The following is a 15148-nucleotide window of genomic DNA, read 5'->3' on the forward strand; positions in this document are numbered from 1 at the left end:
TAGGTATTTATTTCGCGTTCTGGGAGATTACGCTCAGTTTGCCCGAGACCCCATTCGCAACGAAATCGCCAACAGATTCAGAAATTCGAATAAAACCGCTTGGCGAGGGACATGAGACGATGCGCAACTTACGCGAAGCTGGTCACCTGCTCGTTTTTATTGAAAATCAGGCGTATAATCGGATAGGATGAATAATTCCGCATCGAGGGACATCCAGAAAAATCTGCGAAAGATGAGCCGCACTCATTTTGAAGAAAAGACGTTCCAAGGCGCCGGCTTTATCCCCGATGCCGCCCACGAATACTGAGATGTATTTCAGAAATTCGTCACACCCGCGGGTTGCTGCGACTGTTCTTCTCGGAAGGGAAAGGACAACCGAATGGTGAAAAGGCGGCGGCCAATGCAGCCTGGGACGGAATCCGCGGGCCGTATTCGGGAAAACCTGATCAAGACCCGAATCGGCGGCAAGCTCTCGGCCCCCGTAAAGCCCGGGCCTGGCCGTCGAGGATGATAGCGTGCCCGCAGCGGACTTCACGCGCCGCGCCGTCGCAGGACCATCATTTTCGGGATGACATCCGCCCCGTTCTCTGCGAAAAAGAGCGCGATGAGAGACAGGGGCGTTCGTCGACAGGCGGGCTGAGAAGCACCCTTCGAACCTGAACCGGATAATGCCGGCGGAGGGAGTCGCTCGGGGTCGCGGTCCGCCGCACGAATGACCCCGTGCCCGCCCCCGCCTGAAAGGGGCCACATGCAGACCAGGAGCACACCAGGAGCCATGCTGACGGCGATGCGCGAGAAGCCGCCGCTCGTTCAGTGCATCACCAATTATGTCGCGATGAACGTCGCCGCCAATGTTCTCCTGGCCGCCGGCGCCTCGCCGGCCATGGTGCATGCGGCTGAGGAAGCCGGTGAGTTCGCCGGCCTCGCGAGCGCGCTGACCGTCAATATCGGCACGCTGTCGACGCAATGGATCGACGGCATGCAGGCGGCGGCGAAGGCGGCGACCTCGGCCGGCAAACCCTGGGTGCTCGATCCGGTCGCCCATTATGCCACGGCCTTCCGCCGCGATGCGGTCGCTGCTCTGCTGGCGCTCAAGCCGACGATCATCCGCGGCAACGCTTCCGAGATCATCGCGCTTGCCGGCGGCGAGAGCCGCGGCCAGGGCGTCGACAGCCGCGATCCGGTCGAACAGGCCGAAGGTTCGGCGCGATGGCTGGCCGAGCGCCAGCAGGCGGTCGTCGCTGTCACCGGCGCTGTCGATTTCGTCACCGACGGCGAGCGGGCGGTACGCATTACCGGCGGATCGGCCGTGATGCCGCAGGTCACCGCGCTCGGCTGCTCGCTCACCTGCCTGGTCGGCGCCTTTGCCGCCACGGTGCCCGAGGATCTGTTCGGGGCGACGGTCGCAGCCCTTTCAACCTTCGCCATCGCCGGCGAGGAGGCAGCACTCGGCGCGGCCGGTCCCGGTTCCTTCGCCTGGCGCTTCCTCGATGCGCTGCACGCCCTCGACGCCGAAACGCTCGATGCCAGGGCAAGGATATCGGCTGTATGAAGAGTTTCGATCTTTCGCTCTATCTCGTTCTCGATCCCGACCTCTGCGCCGCGATCGGCATGGTCGAAACGGCCCGGCTTGCCGTTGCCGGCGGCGCGACGATGGTGCAGTTGCGCGACAAACATGCCGGCACGACTGCAATGATCGAGACTGGACGCGCCTTGAAACAGGCGCTCGATGGCACCGGCGCCCGCCTCATCGTCAATGACGATGTCGAGGCGGCGTTCGCCATCGGCGCCGACGGGCTGCATATCGGCCAGGAGGATATGGATGCGGCGAGCGCGCGGGCGATGATCGGTCCCGACATGATCCTCGGCCTGTCGGTCGAGACCGCGGCGCTTGCCGCTGGCGTCGATCGCAGCCTGGTTGATTATACCGGCGTCGGGCCGGTGTTTGCGACCCCGACCAAGGCCGACCACAAGCAGCCGATCGGTTTTGACGGGCTGGCAAGGCTGGTGAAAGCCTCGCCGGTGCCGTCGGTCGCCATCGGCGGGCTCAAGGCGGAGCATGCGGCCGACGTCTTTGCCGCGGGCGCAAGCGGGCTTGCCGTCGTCTCCGCCATCTGCGGCATGCCGGACCCGGAAGCCGCCACGCGCCGCATCGCCGCAGAAATTCGAAAGGCCCGCGCATGATCCGCAACGTCCTCTCCATCGCCGGCTCCGATCCCTCGGGCGGCGCCGGCATCCAGGCCGATCTCAAGGCCTTTTCCGCCCGCGGCGTCTACGGCATGGCGGTGCTGACGGCGCTGACGGCGCAGAACACGCAAGGCGTCAGCGGCGTGCATCTGGTGCCGCCTCCATTCGTCGCCGATCAGATCAGTGCCGTCTTTGCCGATGTGCGCGTCGATGCCGTCAAGATCGGCATGATCGCCAATGCCGGCATCGCCGAGGCCGTCGCCGCCGCGCTCGACGCAGCTCTGGCCGCAGCACCGGCCGACCGCCGCGGCATCCCCATCGTCATCGACCCCGTGATGATCGCCAAGGGAGGTGCCGCGCTGCTGGCACCCGAAGCCGTCGACGTGCTGAACCGCCGGTTGCTGCCGCTCGCCACACTGCTGACCCCGAACCTGCCTGAAGCCGCCGCCCTGCTGCACCAGCCGGTCGCGACGAACCGGGCTGAGATGGCGGCGCAGGCCGAAGGCCTGCGGGCGCTCGGTCCGGCCGCGGTGCTGGTCAAGGGCGGCCATCTCGACAGCGACGACAGCCCCGACGTGCTTGCCACAGCCGACGGGCTGCACTGGTTCGAAGCCCGGCGGGTGCCGACCAAGAACACCCACGGCACTGGCTGCACGCTGTCGAGCGCGTTGGCGGCCGAGCTTGCCAAGGGCGCCTCGGTGCCGGAGGCGGTCGCCATCGCCAAGGATTACCTCGCCGGCGCGGTCGCCGCCGCCGGAAGCCTCACCGTCGGCTCCGGCCACGGGCCGGTGCAGCATTTTCATGCGCTTTGGAAAGTGACGGGATAAGCATCCATCATCGACGCACCCCTTTCAATCGAAACGGCTCGGGCTCCCCGGGCCGTTTTTGCGTTCGGCAGCCAGCTTGCTTTTGATCGAGAGCATCATGGCGAGCAGCATCGCGCCATTTGAAAAACGCAGTTGACAAGCTCAGCCAGATAGCCAAGTCTATGACATTAAAAGGGGATATATTCCGCAATAACGGAATACGAGGAGGAATGACCGGTGCCAGACCTGCTTGTGAGTCTATACTCCACAAAGCTTGCCGATCTGAATCGGAAAGCCGATCTTGTCGGTGTCTCCATCCGACCGGCCCTCCCCCCGGAACTGCATCTCGTCGTCGACTGGGTTCGCCAGCAGTTCAGCGAAAACTGGGCGAGCGAAGTCTCCGTCGCCTTCTCCCGCCAGCCGGTTGGCTGCCTGATCGCCGTCGACGGCGGCAAGCTGCTCGGCTTTGCCTGCTACGACACGACGGCGCGCGGCTTCTTCGGCCCGACCGGCGTCGACCCGCAAGCCCGCGGCAAGGGTATCGGCCTCGCCCTGTTTTCCGCCTGCCTGCAGACCATGAAGACGCTTGGCCATGCCTATGCCTTCATCGGCGATGCCGGCCCCGTCGATTTTTACGCGAAGACCGCAGGCGCCATCATCATCCCCGCCCCCGACAAGGGCATTTACGAAGGCATGCTGAGACGCACGCCGACCTGACCATCTGATCCCGGAGTTACAGAATTGTCCTCGACCCCGCTCGCCCTTTTCGTCGGCCTTCCCAATCCAGTCCTTTCGGATGATGAATTCGCCCTGTTTCGTGAGACCAATCCGATGGGCCTCTTCGTTGGCCGGCGAAATCAGCGCGAGCCGGAGCAGACGAAGCGGCTGATCGAACGCTTTCGCGAAGCCGTCGGCCGCGACGATGCGCCTGTTTTCACCGACCAAGAAGGCGGCCGCGTGCAGCATCTCGATGCCGGCCCCTGGCCGCTGTTCCGCAGCTTCGGCCAGTTCGCCGAACTTGCGCGCCGCGATTTCGCGCTCGCCAAAAAAGCATTGCGCCTTTCCTCCCAGGCCATGGGGGCGATGATGACGGAACTTGGCCTTTCCAGCGGATGCTCGCCCGTGCTCGACCTCGTCTTCGAGACGACGAGCGCTGTCATCGGCGCCCGCTCTTTCGGCCCCGATCCTGATGTCATCGCCGCCCTCGGCCGCGAGGTGATCGACGGCCTGCTCGAGACCGGCAACATGCCGGTGATGAAGCACATTCCCGGCCATGGCCGCGCAACGCTTGATTCCCACAAGGAACGCCCGGTGGTCGATGCCAGCCGCGAGACGCTCGCTGCGACGGATTTCAAGCCCTTCGTGGCGCTGAAGGATACGCCCTGGGCCATGGTCGCCCACGTCGTCTACTCGGCCTACGACAAGGAATTGCCGGCCTCCATCTCGCCGGTCATGCACGACCTCATCCGCAACGACATGGGGTATGACGGCGTGCTGATTTCCGACTGCATCTTCATGGAATCGCTCTCCGGCACCCTGCCGGAACGCGTCAAACAGGTGCTCGAAGCCGGCTTCGACATCGCCCTCCACAGCCATGGCGACGTCAGGGAAAGCGAAGCCGCCGCCAGGGCGGCCCGGCCGCTGACGGACGCAGCTCTCAAGCGGATTGCCGCCGGCAAGGCCCGCCTCGGCAATCTCAAGATCGATGTCCGCGCAGCCCATGCTGAAGTCGAAGACATGTTTGCAAGCGCGCTGGTTTCCTGACCGGCGCGCCATCTCTCACCGCATAAAAAAGGGGAATAAGACATGAAAAAATATCTTCTTGCCGCCGCCCTGACGCTGCTTTCGGGCTCCGCAATGGCGCAAACGGTCCTGACGGCGAATATCGAACCGGCGACGACCTGGGTGCGCAACTTCAACCCGTTCAACCAGACCTCGTCGCGCCAGTCGACGCTCGATTTCATCTATGAGCCGCTGGTTATCTTCAACCGCTTCGACAGCAACAAGCCGGTCTATCGCCTGGCCGAAAGCTTCAAGCTCTCCGACGATCTGAAAAGCATCGATTTCAAGCTGCGCCCGAACCTGAAATGGTCTGATGGGAAACCGCTGACCGCAGCCGACGTCAAGTTCACCTATGATTATCTGAAGAAATTCCCGGCGCTCGACTTCGTCAGCATCTGGAGCTTCATCACCGATGTCAAAGCCGTCGACGATCAGACGGTGCGCTTCACGCTCGCCAATCCGAGCTCGCTCGCCGCCGAGCAGATTTCACAGCTGCCGATCGTTCCGGAACATGTCTGGAAGGATGTTGCCGACCCGGTCACTTTCGCCAACGAGAACCCGGTCGGCAGCGGCCCACTGACCGAGGTTCCGCGCTTCACCGGCCAGACCTACGACCAGTGCCGCAACCCGAACTATTGGGACAACGCCCATCTGAAGGTCGATTGCCTGCGCTTTCCGCAGCTTGCCGACAACAACCAGATGCTGACGGCAACGGCCGACGGCACGCTCGACTGGGGCGTCTCCTTCATTCCCGATATCGACAATGTCTATGTTTCCAAGGATCCGGCCCATTTCCACTATTGGTATTCGCCGAGCAGCATGGTCGCCTTCCTGTTCAACCTGGAAACGGCAAACGAGAACAACAAGAAGGCCTTCAACGACCTGAAATTCCGCCGGGCCGTCTCGATGGCGCTCGACCGCAAGACGATGATCGACGTCGCCGGCTACGGCTATCCGACGCTGAACGAAGATCCCGGCCTGATGGGCGAACTTTACAAGAGCTGGGCGGACCCCTCCGTCAAGGCCGATTTCGGCAAATTCGCCACCTATGATGCTGACGCCGCCAAGGCCCTGCTCGACGAAGCGGGCTATAAGGACAAGGACGGCGATGGTTTCCGCGACAATCCCGACGGCAGCAAGATCTCTTTCTCGATCATCGTGCCCAGCGCCTGGACCGACTGGATCGACACCGTCAATCTCGCCGTCGAAGGCATGCAGGCGGTCGGCATCGACGCCAGGATCGAAACGCCTGAAGAAGCCGTCTGGACCGGCAACCTTATCAACGGCACCTTCGATGCGGCGATCAACAGCCTGCCGGCCTCGGCCTCGCCCTATTATCCCTATAAGCGCGCCTTCAGCGCTTCGGACAAGGGCAAGACCCGCTTCACCGCGCAGCGCTGGTTCAATCCCGAGGTCGAAAAGCTCGTCACCGAGTTCACCCAGACCGCGGATCTTGCCAAGCAGAAGGACGCGATGAACAAGGCGCAGCGTATCGTCGCCGAGAACATGCCGATGATTCCGGTGTTCAACAATCCGAACTGGTATCAGTACAACACCAAGCGTTTCACCGGCTGGTCGACCAAGGAAAATCCCTTCGTCAATCCGTCGATCTCACGGACCAATCCGGCACGCCTCCTGAACCTGCTCGCGCTCGAGCCGGTCAAGTAAGACACCTCCCGGGAGCGGCGTCAGAGCATGATGCCGAAAAGTGTAAGCGGTTTTCGGATGACATCACGCTCATCCAGAAGCGCCGCTCCCGTCACGACGGAGTTCTCATGGCTTTTCTGCTTCGCCGCCTCGTCTTCTACATGGCAGCCTTCATCGCCGCAGCTACGATCAATTTCTTCCTGCCGCGCCTGATGCCGGGCGATCCCGTGCAGATCATGTTCTCGAGCGCCGGCACCGAATTACCGCCGGAAAGCCTGCAGGCGCTGAAGCTCACCTTTGGCTTCGTCGACGGGCCGCTCTGGCAGCAATATCTCACCTATCTCGGCAGCATCTTCACCGGCGATCTCGGCCGCTCGATCAAGTATTTCCCGCTGCCGGTCACCTCGGTGCTCGGTCATGCCCTTATCTGGACCGTCAGCCTGATGGGCACAGCGACGATCATCAGCTTTGCGCTCGGCACCCTCCTCGGCATCGCCGCCGCCTGGCGCCGCGGCAGCAGGTTCGATGTTGTCGTCTCCGTCGGCGCGATTTTCGCGACATCGGTGCCGGCCGTCGTCACCTCGCTGATCGTGCTCTTCATCTTCGGCTTCACACTCGGCTGGTTCCCGAACGGCTATGCCGCCGATCCATCGCTCGATCCGGCCTTCAGCCTGCAATATCTCGGCAGCGTCGCCTATCACGGCATCCTGCCGATGGTCACGCTCTGCACCGTGCTGATCGGCGGCTTCACCGTGACCATGCGCAACAACATGATCAACCTGATCGGCGAGGACTATATCGTCATGGCCCGCGCCAAGGGCCTTTCCGACCGGCATGTGATGCTCTGGTATGCGGCGCGCAACGCCCTGCTGCCGACCGTCTCCAGCCTTGCCATCGCCATCGGCACCATTCTCGGTGGCTCGCTGGTGACCGAGGTCGTCTATAACTATCCCGGCCTTGGCAATATTCTCTACCAGGCGATCCTCGCCCGCGATTACCCCGTCATCCAGGGCCAGCTCCTCATCATGACCGCGACCATGCTGATCGCCAATTTCATCGTCGACGTCAGTTATATCCTGCTCGACCCGCGGCTGAAGGGAGCGTGAGATGAGGAGCCTGCTGCGAAACCGCAAGGCGCTCACCGGCCTCGTCATCATCGCCGTCATCGTCATCGTCGCGATCGCAGCACCGCTGCTGACGCAATACGATCCCGCCGCCCGCACCGGGCGGCCGCACCGGCCGCCGTCGCTCGACCATATTCTCGGCACCACCCGCATCGGCCAGGATGTCTTTGCCCGGCTGATCTACGGCGCCCGCACATCGCTCGCCGTCGGCTTCGGCGCCGGGCTGCTGATCACCCTCGTCGGCACCGCGCTCGGCATCATCTCCGGCTATCGCGGCGGCAAGACCGACGAGATCATCAGCTTTTTCACCAATATGGTTCTAGTCGTTCCCAATCTGCCGCTGCTGCTCGTACTCGCCGCCTTCATCGGCCAGGCAAGCCCCGTGGTCATTGCGCTGATCCTGGGGGCCACGTCCTGGGCCTGGGGCGCCCGCGTCACCCGCGCCGAAACGCTCTCCGTCAAACACAAGGATTTCGTCAAATCCGCCGAGATGATGGGCGAGCCGCAATGGCGGATCATGACATTCGAGATCTTTCCCAACGTGATATCGATCGTCGGCATCAATTTCATCGGCAGCGTCATCTTCGCGATCATCACCGAGGCGACGCTCGAGTTTCTCGGCCTCGGCGACCCCAGAGCGATCTCCTGGGGCACCATGCTCTACAATGCGCAGAAGGCCTCTGCCCTTTCGGTCGGCGCCTGGTGGGATATCCTCACCCCCTGCTTCGCGCTCGCCTTCCTCGGCATCGGCATGTCGCTGCTGAATTTCGCCGTCGACGAGATTGCCAATCCGCGTCTGCGCACCGGCAATCACCTGAAGCGCTGGTCGCTGCTGGTCCGTTCCGGGGAGGGCCGCCTGTGACGCAGCCGCTGCTGTCGGTGAGAAATCTCACCATCGATTATATCGGCGAGGAGAAAGATTTCCGCGCCGTCGACGACGTCAATTTCGACGTCGCACCCGGCGAGGTTTTCGGGCTCGCCGGCGAATCCGGCTGCGGCAAGAGCACCATCGCCTTCGCCATCAGCCGCCTGCACAAGCCGCCGGCGCTGATCCGCAAGGAAAGCCGCATCCTGCTCGACGGCCGCGATGTGCTCGATCTCGACCAGCAGGCGCTTGCCGCCTTCCGCTGGCGCGAGGTCGCCATGGTCTTCCAGAGCGCCATGAACTCGCTGAACCCGGTGCTGCGCATCGAGACGCAATTCTACGACTTGCTGCGCACCCACAAGGGCATGAGCCGTGCTGCGGCCCGCGAGCGCACCGCCGAAATGCTGAGGCTCGTCGATATCGCGCCGGATCGCATGCGCGACTACCCGCACCAGTTTTCCGGCGGCATGCGCCAGCGCATCGTCATCGCCATCTGCATGGCGCTCGATCCGAAGCTCGTCGTCATGGACGAGCCGACGACGGCGCTCGACGTGGTCGTCCAGCGCGAAATCCTGCAGCGCATCAACGAGCTGCGCCGCCGCTTCGGTTTCTCGGTGTTGTTCATCACTCATGATCTCGGGCTGATGGTGCAATTCTGCGACCGCATCGGCATCATGCTGTCAGGCAGGCTGGTGGAGCAGAACGCGGCCGAGGCGATCTACCGGACGCCGCAGCACGACTATACGAAAAGGCTCTGGGCCTCCTTCCCCTCGCTTCACGGAGGAGTGCTGCTATGAGCGACGCCATCCTCGCGCTCGACACCGTCACCAAGAGGTTCGGCCATGGTTCGGCGGCCGTGCATGCGGCGCGCGCCATTTCCTTTTCGCTGCACGCCGGCCGGGCGCTGGCACTCGTCGGCGAATCCGGCAGCGGCAAGACGACCTGCGCCCGCATGGCGATGCGCGAATATCTGCCGACATCGGGCCGCATCCTCTATAAGGGCCGGCCGGTCGAGGCGGCGAACTCCGCCGAAATCGGCCGCTACCGCCGCTCGGTGCAGATGATCTTCCAGGACCCCTTCGCCTCGCTCAACCCCGCCCATACCATCGCCTTTCATCTCCGGCGGCCGCTGAAGCTGCATCGCCCGGAGATCAAAGGAAGCGAGATCGACGTCGCGGTCCGCGAACTGCTGACGCGCGTCAGGCTCGATCCCGATCTCGTCGCGCCAAAATATCCGCATGAACTCTCCGGCGGCCAGCGCCAGCGCGTTAACATCGCCCGCGCGCTTGCGGTCCAGCCGGAGGTGATCGTCGCGGACGAGCCGACCTCCATGCTCGACGTCTCGGTCCGCCTCGGCGTATTGAATCTGCTGAACGAGATGAAGCAGGAGATGAATCTCGGCCTGCTCTATATCACCCATGACATCGCCACCGCCCGCTATGTCGCAGAAGATATCGCCGTAATGTATGCCGGCCAGATCGTCGAATGGGGCAGCACCGCAAGAGTGATCGACAATCCGCTGCATCCCTATACAAGGCTGCTGCTCTCCGCCGTGCCCGATCCGGACGTCCGCTTCGAGGACCCGAAGGCACGCCTCAGGCCCGAGGAGGTGGAGGACATCCGCCGCCGTTCCGCTGCGCCGCAGGACGAGATCGTCGAAGCGGAGCCGCAGCATTTCATACGGATGATCTGAGGCGCCTCAGCTGAGTTCCTGGGCGAGTCCGAGGAGAAGCCCTTCGGGGCCTCTTATGTAGCAGAGCCGATATGTGTCTCCATACTGGACGACTTCGCCGACGAGCTGCGCGCCACGCGCGCGAAGCCTTTCAAGCGTGTCGTCGATGTCCTCAACGGTGAACATGACGCGGAGATAGCCAAGCGCGTTGACCGGAGCGTTGCGGTGATCTGCGACGACATCAGGCATCAGGAAGCGGGAGAGCTCGAGCCGGCTGTGGCCATCAGGTGTGCGCATCATGGCGATCTCGACACGCTGATCGCCCAGTCCAGTGATCCGCCCCGCCCATTCTCCTTCGATCATGGCCCGTCCTTCGAGCTCGAGGCCGAGTTCGCCAAAGAAATCAATCGCCACTGCGAGGTCTTCGACGACGATGCCTACATTGTCCATCCGCTTGAGCGCCATGTTTCCAATCTCCGAAAGTGTCGTTGCAATCTCCGAGGCGTCGCCTCGTGCAACAAAGGACGTGTGAGGATTCCCAGCGCCGACAACCATCCGAGCATAATTCGCTGCTCTTGACATCGGAAGCTTGAATCATGGACCGCCTCTAGCCACCGCCCCGCCTTCAAACGGTCCCGAGGCCTGCTGACTGGCCCCGCTCATCACCCTATGCTAGGGGACGGTTCTTTCAAATGAGGCGAAACCGTCATGCTGCCCTGGATCCAGCTCGATTCCGCGACCATTCCCGGCGAAGGCGGCGAACTCAGGCTGAAGCAGCGCGGCAGCGAGTTCTCGATCATGCTCGGCGCCAACGAGCTGATGAACAGCCGCCTCAGCGGCTCGGAAGAAGCGCTGGCGACCCTTTCCTGGGAGCGGATCAAGGCGCATCCGAAACCGAAGGTCCTGATCGGCGGCCTCGGCATGGGCTTTACCCTGCGCGCCGCCCTCGCCATCCTTCCCGAAAATGCCGGCGTCACCGTCGCCGAACTGGTGCCGGCCGTCGTCGCCTGGGCGCGCGGGCCGATGGCCGAGGTCTTCAAGGGCTGTCTCGACGATCCGCGCGTCGTCATCCATCAAGGCGATGTCGGCGAGGCGATCCGTGCCGGCAAGGAGGCCTATGACGCCATCCTGCTCGATGTCGACAATGGCCCGGATGGGTTGACCCGCAAATCCAACGATCGGCTCTATGATTTCGCCGGCCTGCGCGCCGCCCGCGACGCGCTTCGCCTCGGCGGCGTGCTCGCCGTCTGGTCGTCCGGCCCCGACCCCGATTTTACCCGCCGCCTGAGGGACAGCGGTTTTTCCGTCGATGCAGTCAACACCCGCGCTAACGGCAAACGCGGCGGCGCCCGCCATGTGATCTGGCTGGCGGTGAAGCCGGCCCGCTGACTAAAGCACCGTAATCAACTGGCCGACGCGATCCTGCGGGCGGCATTGATGGCGCGGCGGGCGCCTGCGCGCAACTGCGTGGTCTCGGCGCCGGCGATGACCAGGTCGAAGCCGAATTTCAATAGTTCGCCGGCCCGCTCGCCGTCGGCGGCGAACGCGCAGGCGAATTTGCCGTGGGCGCGGCAGCGCGCGACGGCATGCTGCATGGCGCTGTCGATTTCGGCAGCGTTCGGCGCCACCTGATCACCGTTAGACAGCGCAATCGAAAGATCGGAAGGGCCGATGAAAATGCCGTCGATGCCGGTCACGTCGAGAATGCCGTCGATCGCATCGAGCGCGGCGCGGGTCTCGATCATGGCGATGGCAACGGTGAGCGCATTGGCGTTCTTCAAATAATCGTCGCCCGACAGGCCGGTATGATTCAGCGCCAATGACGGCCCCCAGCTGCGCTCGCCGACGGGCGGATATTTCGTCGTCCGGACCAGGGCTCTCGCATCGTCTGCCGAATTGATCATCGGCGCGATGATGCCGGTGGCACCGGCGTCGAGCAGCCGCGAGGCGGAAGCGAAATCGCCGACTGGGATGCGCGCCAGGGCCGGCTTGCCGGCCAGGCGCACCTGCGCGATGCCATTGGCCGCCGACGGCATGTCCCACATGCCGTGCTGCATATCCAGCACGACGGCATCGAAGGCCTCCTGCGCCAGATGGTTGACGAGCATGGGGTCGGGAATGCCGACCCAGGCGGAGATCATCCCGCCCCGGCTGCCCCTGATCCGGTTCGCAAAGCCGTCTATGTCAGCTGCACCCATGCCATTCTCCCACAATTCTTCAGACCGCCGGCGGCCATTGCTGCCAGGCAGCGGCGGCGGTTCAGACTCTCTGGCGCAGTCGCGAGACGATGATCATGAGAGCAATGCCGGCCGCGGCGAGAATGGCACCCCACAACACCCAGATCGTTTGGGCTATCATGAAGCTCGACGCCGGATAAGGAAAATAGCCGCTTCCCTGTCCGATCCAGATCAGCCCGAGGAGGACCATCAGCAGTCCGATGATATATCCGATTGTTCGCATGCTTGCGTCACTTTCGCTATGGATTCGTTCCCACAATGTCGGCCGCCGCCGCCGATGGCAAGGGTTCTGCTGCGGAGAATAATCCACGTCAGCCGTTCCCTCCGACTTCGCCCATCAGCCAGGCGCCGAGGCTTTCGCTATGCGGGCTTGGAGATCGCGGCGGCACCAGCCAGTAACCGCGGTCTTGCGCCTCGAGCGGCCGGCCGGCTTCGACCAGCATGCGTGCTTGGAGCAGCGTATCGACGAGCCCCATCCAGCCGATCGCCACGCCCTGCCCGCTCAACGCAGCCTGAATGACCAGCGAGTAGGTATTGAAGCTGATATCGCCGCGGCCGGCATGGCCGTCGCGCAGGACGGAGAATTCGGTCAGATAACTGCGCCAGTCGAACCAGGGTGATGGCATCGGCGTGTCGAGATGGATCAGTACCGCCTTGGCAAGCTGCCTCGCATCCTCGCACGGGCCGTTGCGATCGAGAAATCCCTGCGTGCAGACCGGCACAACCTTTTCACGCAGCAGAAGCGTACCGATGGCGCCGAATTCCGCCCGCGTGCCGAAAACGACAGCGACATCCGCTTCGTCTCGAAAACCGGCTGAAAATCGCTGCGTCGCGACGATCTGGATGTCCGTTTCCGGATGAAGAAGCCGAAAGCCGTCCATGCGCGGGATCAGCCAAAGCGATGAAAAAGCATAGTCGGTTCTGAGCCGAACAACTGGTCGTTGGGCTTCCGCGCGGAAACTGCGGGCGAGCGCATCGAGGTCACCGACCACTTTGGCGGTGACGTCGAGAAGCCGTTCACCTTCGGCAGTCAGCGTCACGCCGCGATGCTGGCGGCGCAGCAGGCTGACGCCGAACTGCTCCTCCAGCCGGCGGATCTGGTAGCTGACGGCCGGCTGGGTAAGCCCGAGCAGCGCTGCAGCCGACGAAAAGCTCCCGAGTCTCGCGACCTCAACGAAGATGCGCATCCATCCAAGCTCAAGCGGGTGGTCTGGCATAAAAATTCCTTTATGCATGCATTCAAAAATGCCGTCTTTACAGGCGCGACAATAGGCGTTTCAATAAAATCTGCAAATAGCATAGGAAAACGACATGGCGCGCCCGAATATTCTCATCCTGATGGTGGACCAGCTGAACGGGACCTTGTTTCCCGACGGGCCTGCCGACTTCCTGCATGCGCCGCATCTGAAAGCATTGGCTGAACGTTCCGTGCGCTTCGCCAACACCTATACGGCAAGTCCGCTCTGTGCGCCGGCGCGGGCGTCCTTCATGTCCGGGCAATTGCCGAGCCGGACGCGCGTCTATGACAATGCCGCGGAATTTGCCTCCGACATTCCGACCTATGCGCATCATCTGCGCGCCGCCGGATATCAGACGGCGCTATCGGGCAAAATGCATTTCGTCGGCCCAGACCAGCTTCATGGCTTCGAGGAGCGCCTGACGACCGATATCTACCCTGCCGATTTCGGCTGGACGCCCGACTATAGCAAGCCCGGCGAGCGCATAGACTGGTGGTATCACAATTTGGGTTCGGTGACCGGCGCCGGCGTTGCCGAGATCACCAACCAGTTGGAATATGACGATGAGGTTGCCTACCACGCCACCCGCAAGCTGTTCGATCTCTCACGCGCCCACGACGGACGCCCCTGGTGCCTGACCGTCAGCTTCACCCATCCGCACGACCCCTATGTAGCACGCCGCAAATTCTGGGATCTCTATAAAGACTGCCCGGCGCTTGACCCGGCGGTGGCGCCAATCGCCTTCGAGCAACAGGACCCGCATTCGCAGCGGCTGATGAAAGCTTGCGACCACGAGGCTTTCGACATCAGCTCGGACGAAATACGGCGCGCAAGGCGAGGCTACTTCGCCAATATCTCCTATGTCGACGAGAAGATCGGCGACATTCTCGGCGTGCTGGAACGGACCCGCATGGCCGACAACACGATCATCCTCTTCGTTTCTGATCACGGCGACATGCTTGGCGACCGCGGCCTCTGGTTCAAGATGAACTTCTTCGAAGGATCGGCGCGCGTCCCGCTGATGATTGCTGCACCCGGCTGGAAGCCGAAACTCATCGAGCAGCCGGTCTCCACCCTCGACGTGACGCCGACGCTCGCCGGTCTTGCCGGGATCGACATCACCGCGTTGAAACCATGGACCGAGGGCGAGGATCTCGCGGGCCTCGCCGAGGGCACCGGCAGCCGCAGTCCCGTGCCGATGGAATATGCCGCTGAAGGTTCCGAAGCGCCACTCGTTTGCCTCAGGGACGGTCGCTACAAGCTTTCGCTCTGCGACAAGGACCCGCCGATGCTGTTCGACCTAGAAGCCGATCCTCAGGAGCTCGACAATCTGGCGGGAAAGCCGGCGCATGCCGACACCCTGGCGAGGCTTGCCGACCAGGCTAGGCGGCGCTGGAACCTTGCCGATTTCGATGCAGCCGTGCGCGAAAGCCAGGCGCGCCGCTGGGTGGTCTACGCAGCGCTGCGCAACGGTGCTTACTATCCCTGGGACTACCAGCCGCTGCAGAAGGCCTCGGAGCGCTATATGCGCAACCACATGGACCTGAACGTGCTCGAGGAAAACCAGAGGTTTCCGCGCCGGGAATGAGC

General features: G+C 63.1%; 16 protein-coding genes and 1 riboswitch. Of the genes, 12 read left to right on the forward strand and 4 right to left on the reverse strand.

Annotated features, from left to right (window positions below):
• Positions 1 to 603 precede the first annotated feature (603 nt).
• A riboswitch (TPP riboswitch) is annotated at positions 604 to 700 on the forward strand.
• 48 nt (positions 701 to 748) lie between these two features.
• The 10 genes from thiM to FHX03_RS16230 all read left to right on the forward strand — a co-directional run bounded on the left by thiM (position 749) and on the right by FHX03_RS16230 (position 10104).
• The gene (gene thiM, locus FHX03_RS16185) at positions 749 to 1552 is read left to right on the forward strand and encodes a hydroxyethylthiazole kinase (RefSeq protein ID WP_097628989.1); all 804 of its coding nucleotides are present in this window, start codon (positions 749 to 751) and stop codon (positions 1550 to 1552) included.
• Positions 1549 to 2184: a thiamine phosphate synthase gene (gene thiE, locus FHX03_RS16190; protein WP_183854536.1), complete on the forward strand. Its 636-nt coding sequence runs from the start codon at positions 1549 to 1551 to the stop codon at positions 2182 to 2184. The genes thiM and thiE overlap by 4 nt, the downstream gene beginning before the upstream one ends.
• Positions 2181 to 3014, forward strand: coding sequence for a bifunctional hydroxymethylpyrimidine kinase/phosphomethylpyrimidine kinase (thiD, locus tag FHX03_RS16195; RefSeq protein ID WP_183854537.1), 834 nt, complete (start codon positions 2181 to 2183; stop codon positions 3012 to 3014). The genes thiE and thiD overlap by 4 nt, the downstream gene beginning before the upstream one ends.
• A gap of 216 nt (positions 3015 to 3230) precedes the next feature.
• Positions 3231 to 3710, forward strand: a complete 480-nt coding sequence (locus FHX03_RS16200; RefSeq protein ID WP_097628986.1) for a GNAT family N-acetyltransferase — start codon at positions 3231 to 3233, stop codon at positions 3708 to 3710.
• 24 nt (positions 3711 to 3734) lie between these two features.
• Positions 3735 to 4757, forward strand: coding sequence for a glycoside hydrolase family 3 protein (locus tag FHX03_RS16205; RefSeq protein WP_183854538.1), 1023 nt, complete (start codon positions 3735 to 3737; stop codon positions 4755 to 4757).
• A 42-nt stretch (positions 4758 to 4799) separates the two neighbouring features.
• On the forward strand, positions 4800 to 6443 hold the full coding sequence (locus FHX03_RS16210) for an ABC transporter substrate-binding protein (protein ID WP_183778112.1): 1644 nt from the start codon (positions 4800 to 4802) through the stop codon (positions 6441 to 6443).
• 107 nt (positions 6444 to 6550) lie between these two features.
• On the forward strand, positions 6551 to 7528 hold the full coding sequence (locus FHX03_RS16215) for an ABC transporter permease (RefSeq protein ID WP_097628983.1): 978 nt from the start codon (positions 6551 to 6553) through the stop codon (positions 7526 to 7528).
• 1 nt (position 7529) lies between these two features.
• Entirely contained in the window at positions 7530 to 8408 is an 879-nt protein-coding gene (locus tag FHX03_RS16220; protein ID WP_183778110.1) for an ABC transporter permease, read from the forward strand.
• Positions 8405 to 9208 (forward strand): ABC transporter ATP-binding protein, encoded by an 804-nt coding sequence (locus FHX03_RS16225; protein WP_183854540.1) that lies wholly within the window; start codon positions 8405 to 8407, stop codon positions 9206 to 9208. Before FHX03_RS16220 ends, FHX03_RS16225 begins: the two co-directional genes overlap by 4 nt.
• Positions 9205 to 10104, forward strand: a complete 900-nt coding sequence (locus tag FHX03_RS16230) for an ABC transporter ATP-binding protein (RefSeq protein ID WP_097628980.1) — start codon at positions 9205 to 9207, stop codon at positions 10102 to 10104. Before FHX03_RS16225 ends, FHX03_RS16230 begins: the two co-directional genes overlap by 4 nt.
• Before the next feature lie 6 nt (positions 10105 to 10110).
• Here the strand turns inward: FHX03_RS16230 and FHX03_RS16235 are convergent, their stop codons facing one another.
• Positions 10111 to 10548, reverse strand: coding sequence for a VOC family protein (locus FHX03_RS16235; RefSeq protein WP_012555158.1), 438 nt, complete (start codon positions 10546 to 10548; stop codon positions 10111 to 10113).
• A gap of 243 nt (positions 10549 to 10791) precedes the next feature.
• Here FHX03_RS16235 and FHX03_RS16240 point away from each other — a divergent pair, with 243 nt between their 5' ends.
• Complete coding sequence (locus tag FHX03_RS16240) at positions 10792 to 11472, forward strand: spermidine synthase (RefSeq protein WP_183854541.1); 681 nt, start codon at positions 10792 to 10794, stop codon at positions 11470 to 11472.
• A 14-nt stretch (positions 11473 to 11486) separates the two neighbouring features.
• Here the strand turns inward: FHX03_RS16240 and FHX03_RS16245 are convergent, their stop codons facing one another.
• The 3 genes from FHX03_RS16245 to FHX03_RS16255 form a co-directional block, all read right to left on the reverse strand.
• Positions 11487 to 12281, reverse strand: a complete 795-nt coding sequence (locus tag FHX03_RS16245; protein ID WP_097628977.1) for an HpcH/HpaI aldolase family protein — start codon at positions 12279 to 12281, stop codon at positions 11487 to 11489.
• A gap of 61 nt (positions 12282 to 12342) precedes the next feature.
• Positions 12343 to 12543, reverse strand: a complete 201-nt coding sequence (locus FHX03_RS16250) for a hypothetical protein (RefSeq protein WP_183854542.1) — start codon at positions 12541 to 12543, stop codon at positions 12343 to 12345.
• An 88-nt stretch (positions 12544 to 12631) separates the two neighbouring features.
• Positions 12632 to 13537: a choline sulfate utilization transcriptional regulator gene (locus FHX03_RS16255; RefSeq protein WP_183854543.1), complete on the reverse strand. Its 906-nt coding sequence runs from the start codon at positions 13535 to 13537 to the stop codon at positions 12632 to 12634.
• 94 nt (positions 13538 to 13631) lie between these two features.
• Here FHX03_RS16255 and betC point away from each other — a divergent pair, with 94 nt between their 5' ends.
• Positions 13632 to 15146: a choline-sulfatase gene (betC, locus tag FHX03_RS16260; RefSeq protein ID WP_183854544.1), complete on the forward strand. Its 1515-nt coding sequence runs from the start codon at positions 13632 to 13634 to the stop codon at positions 15144 to 15146.
• The last annotated feature ends 2 nt before the right edge of the window (positions 15147 to 15148 follow it).

Origin of the sequence: Rhizobium sp. BK456 (genome assembly GCF_014194045.1) — a bacterium.
GTDB lineage: Bacteria > Pseudomonadota > Alphaproteobacteria > Rhizobiales > Rhizobiaceae > Rhizobium > Rhizobium redzepovicii.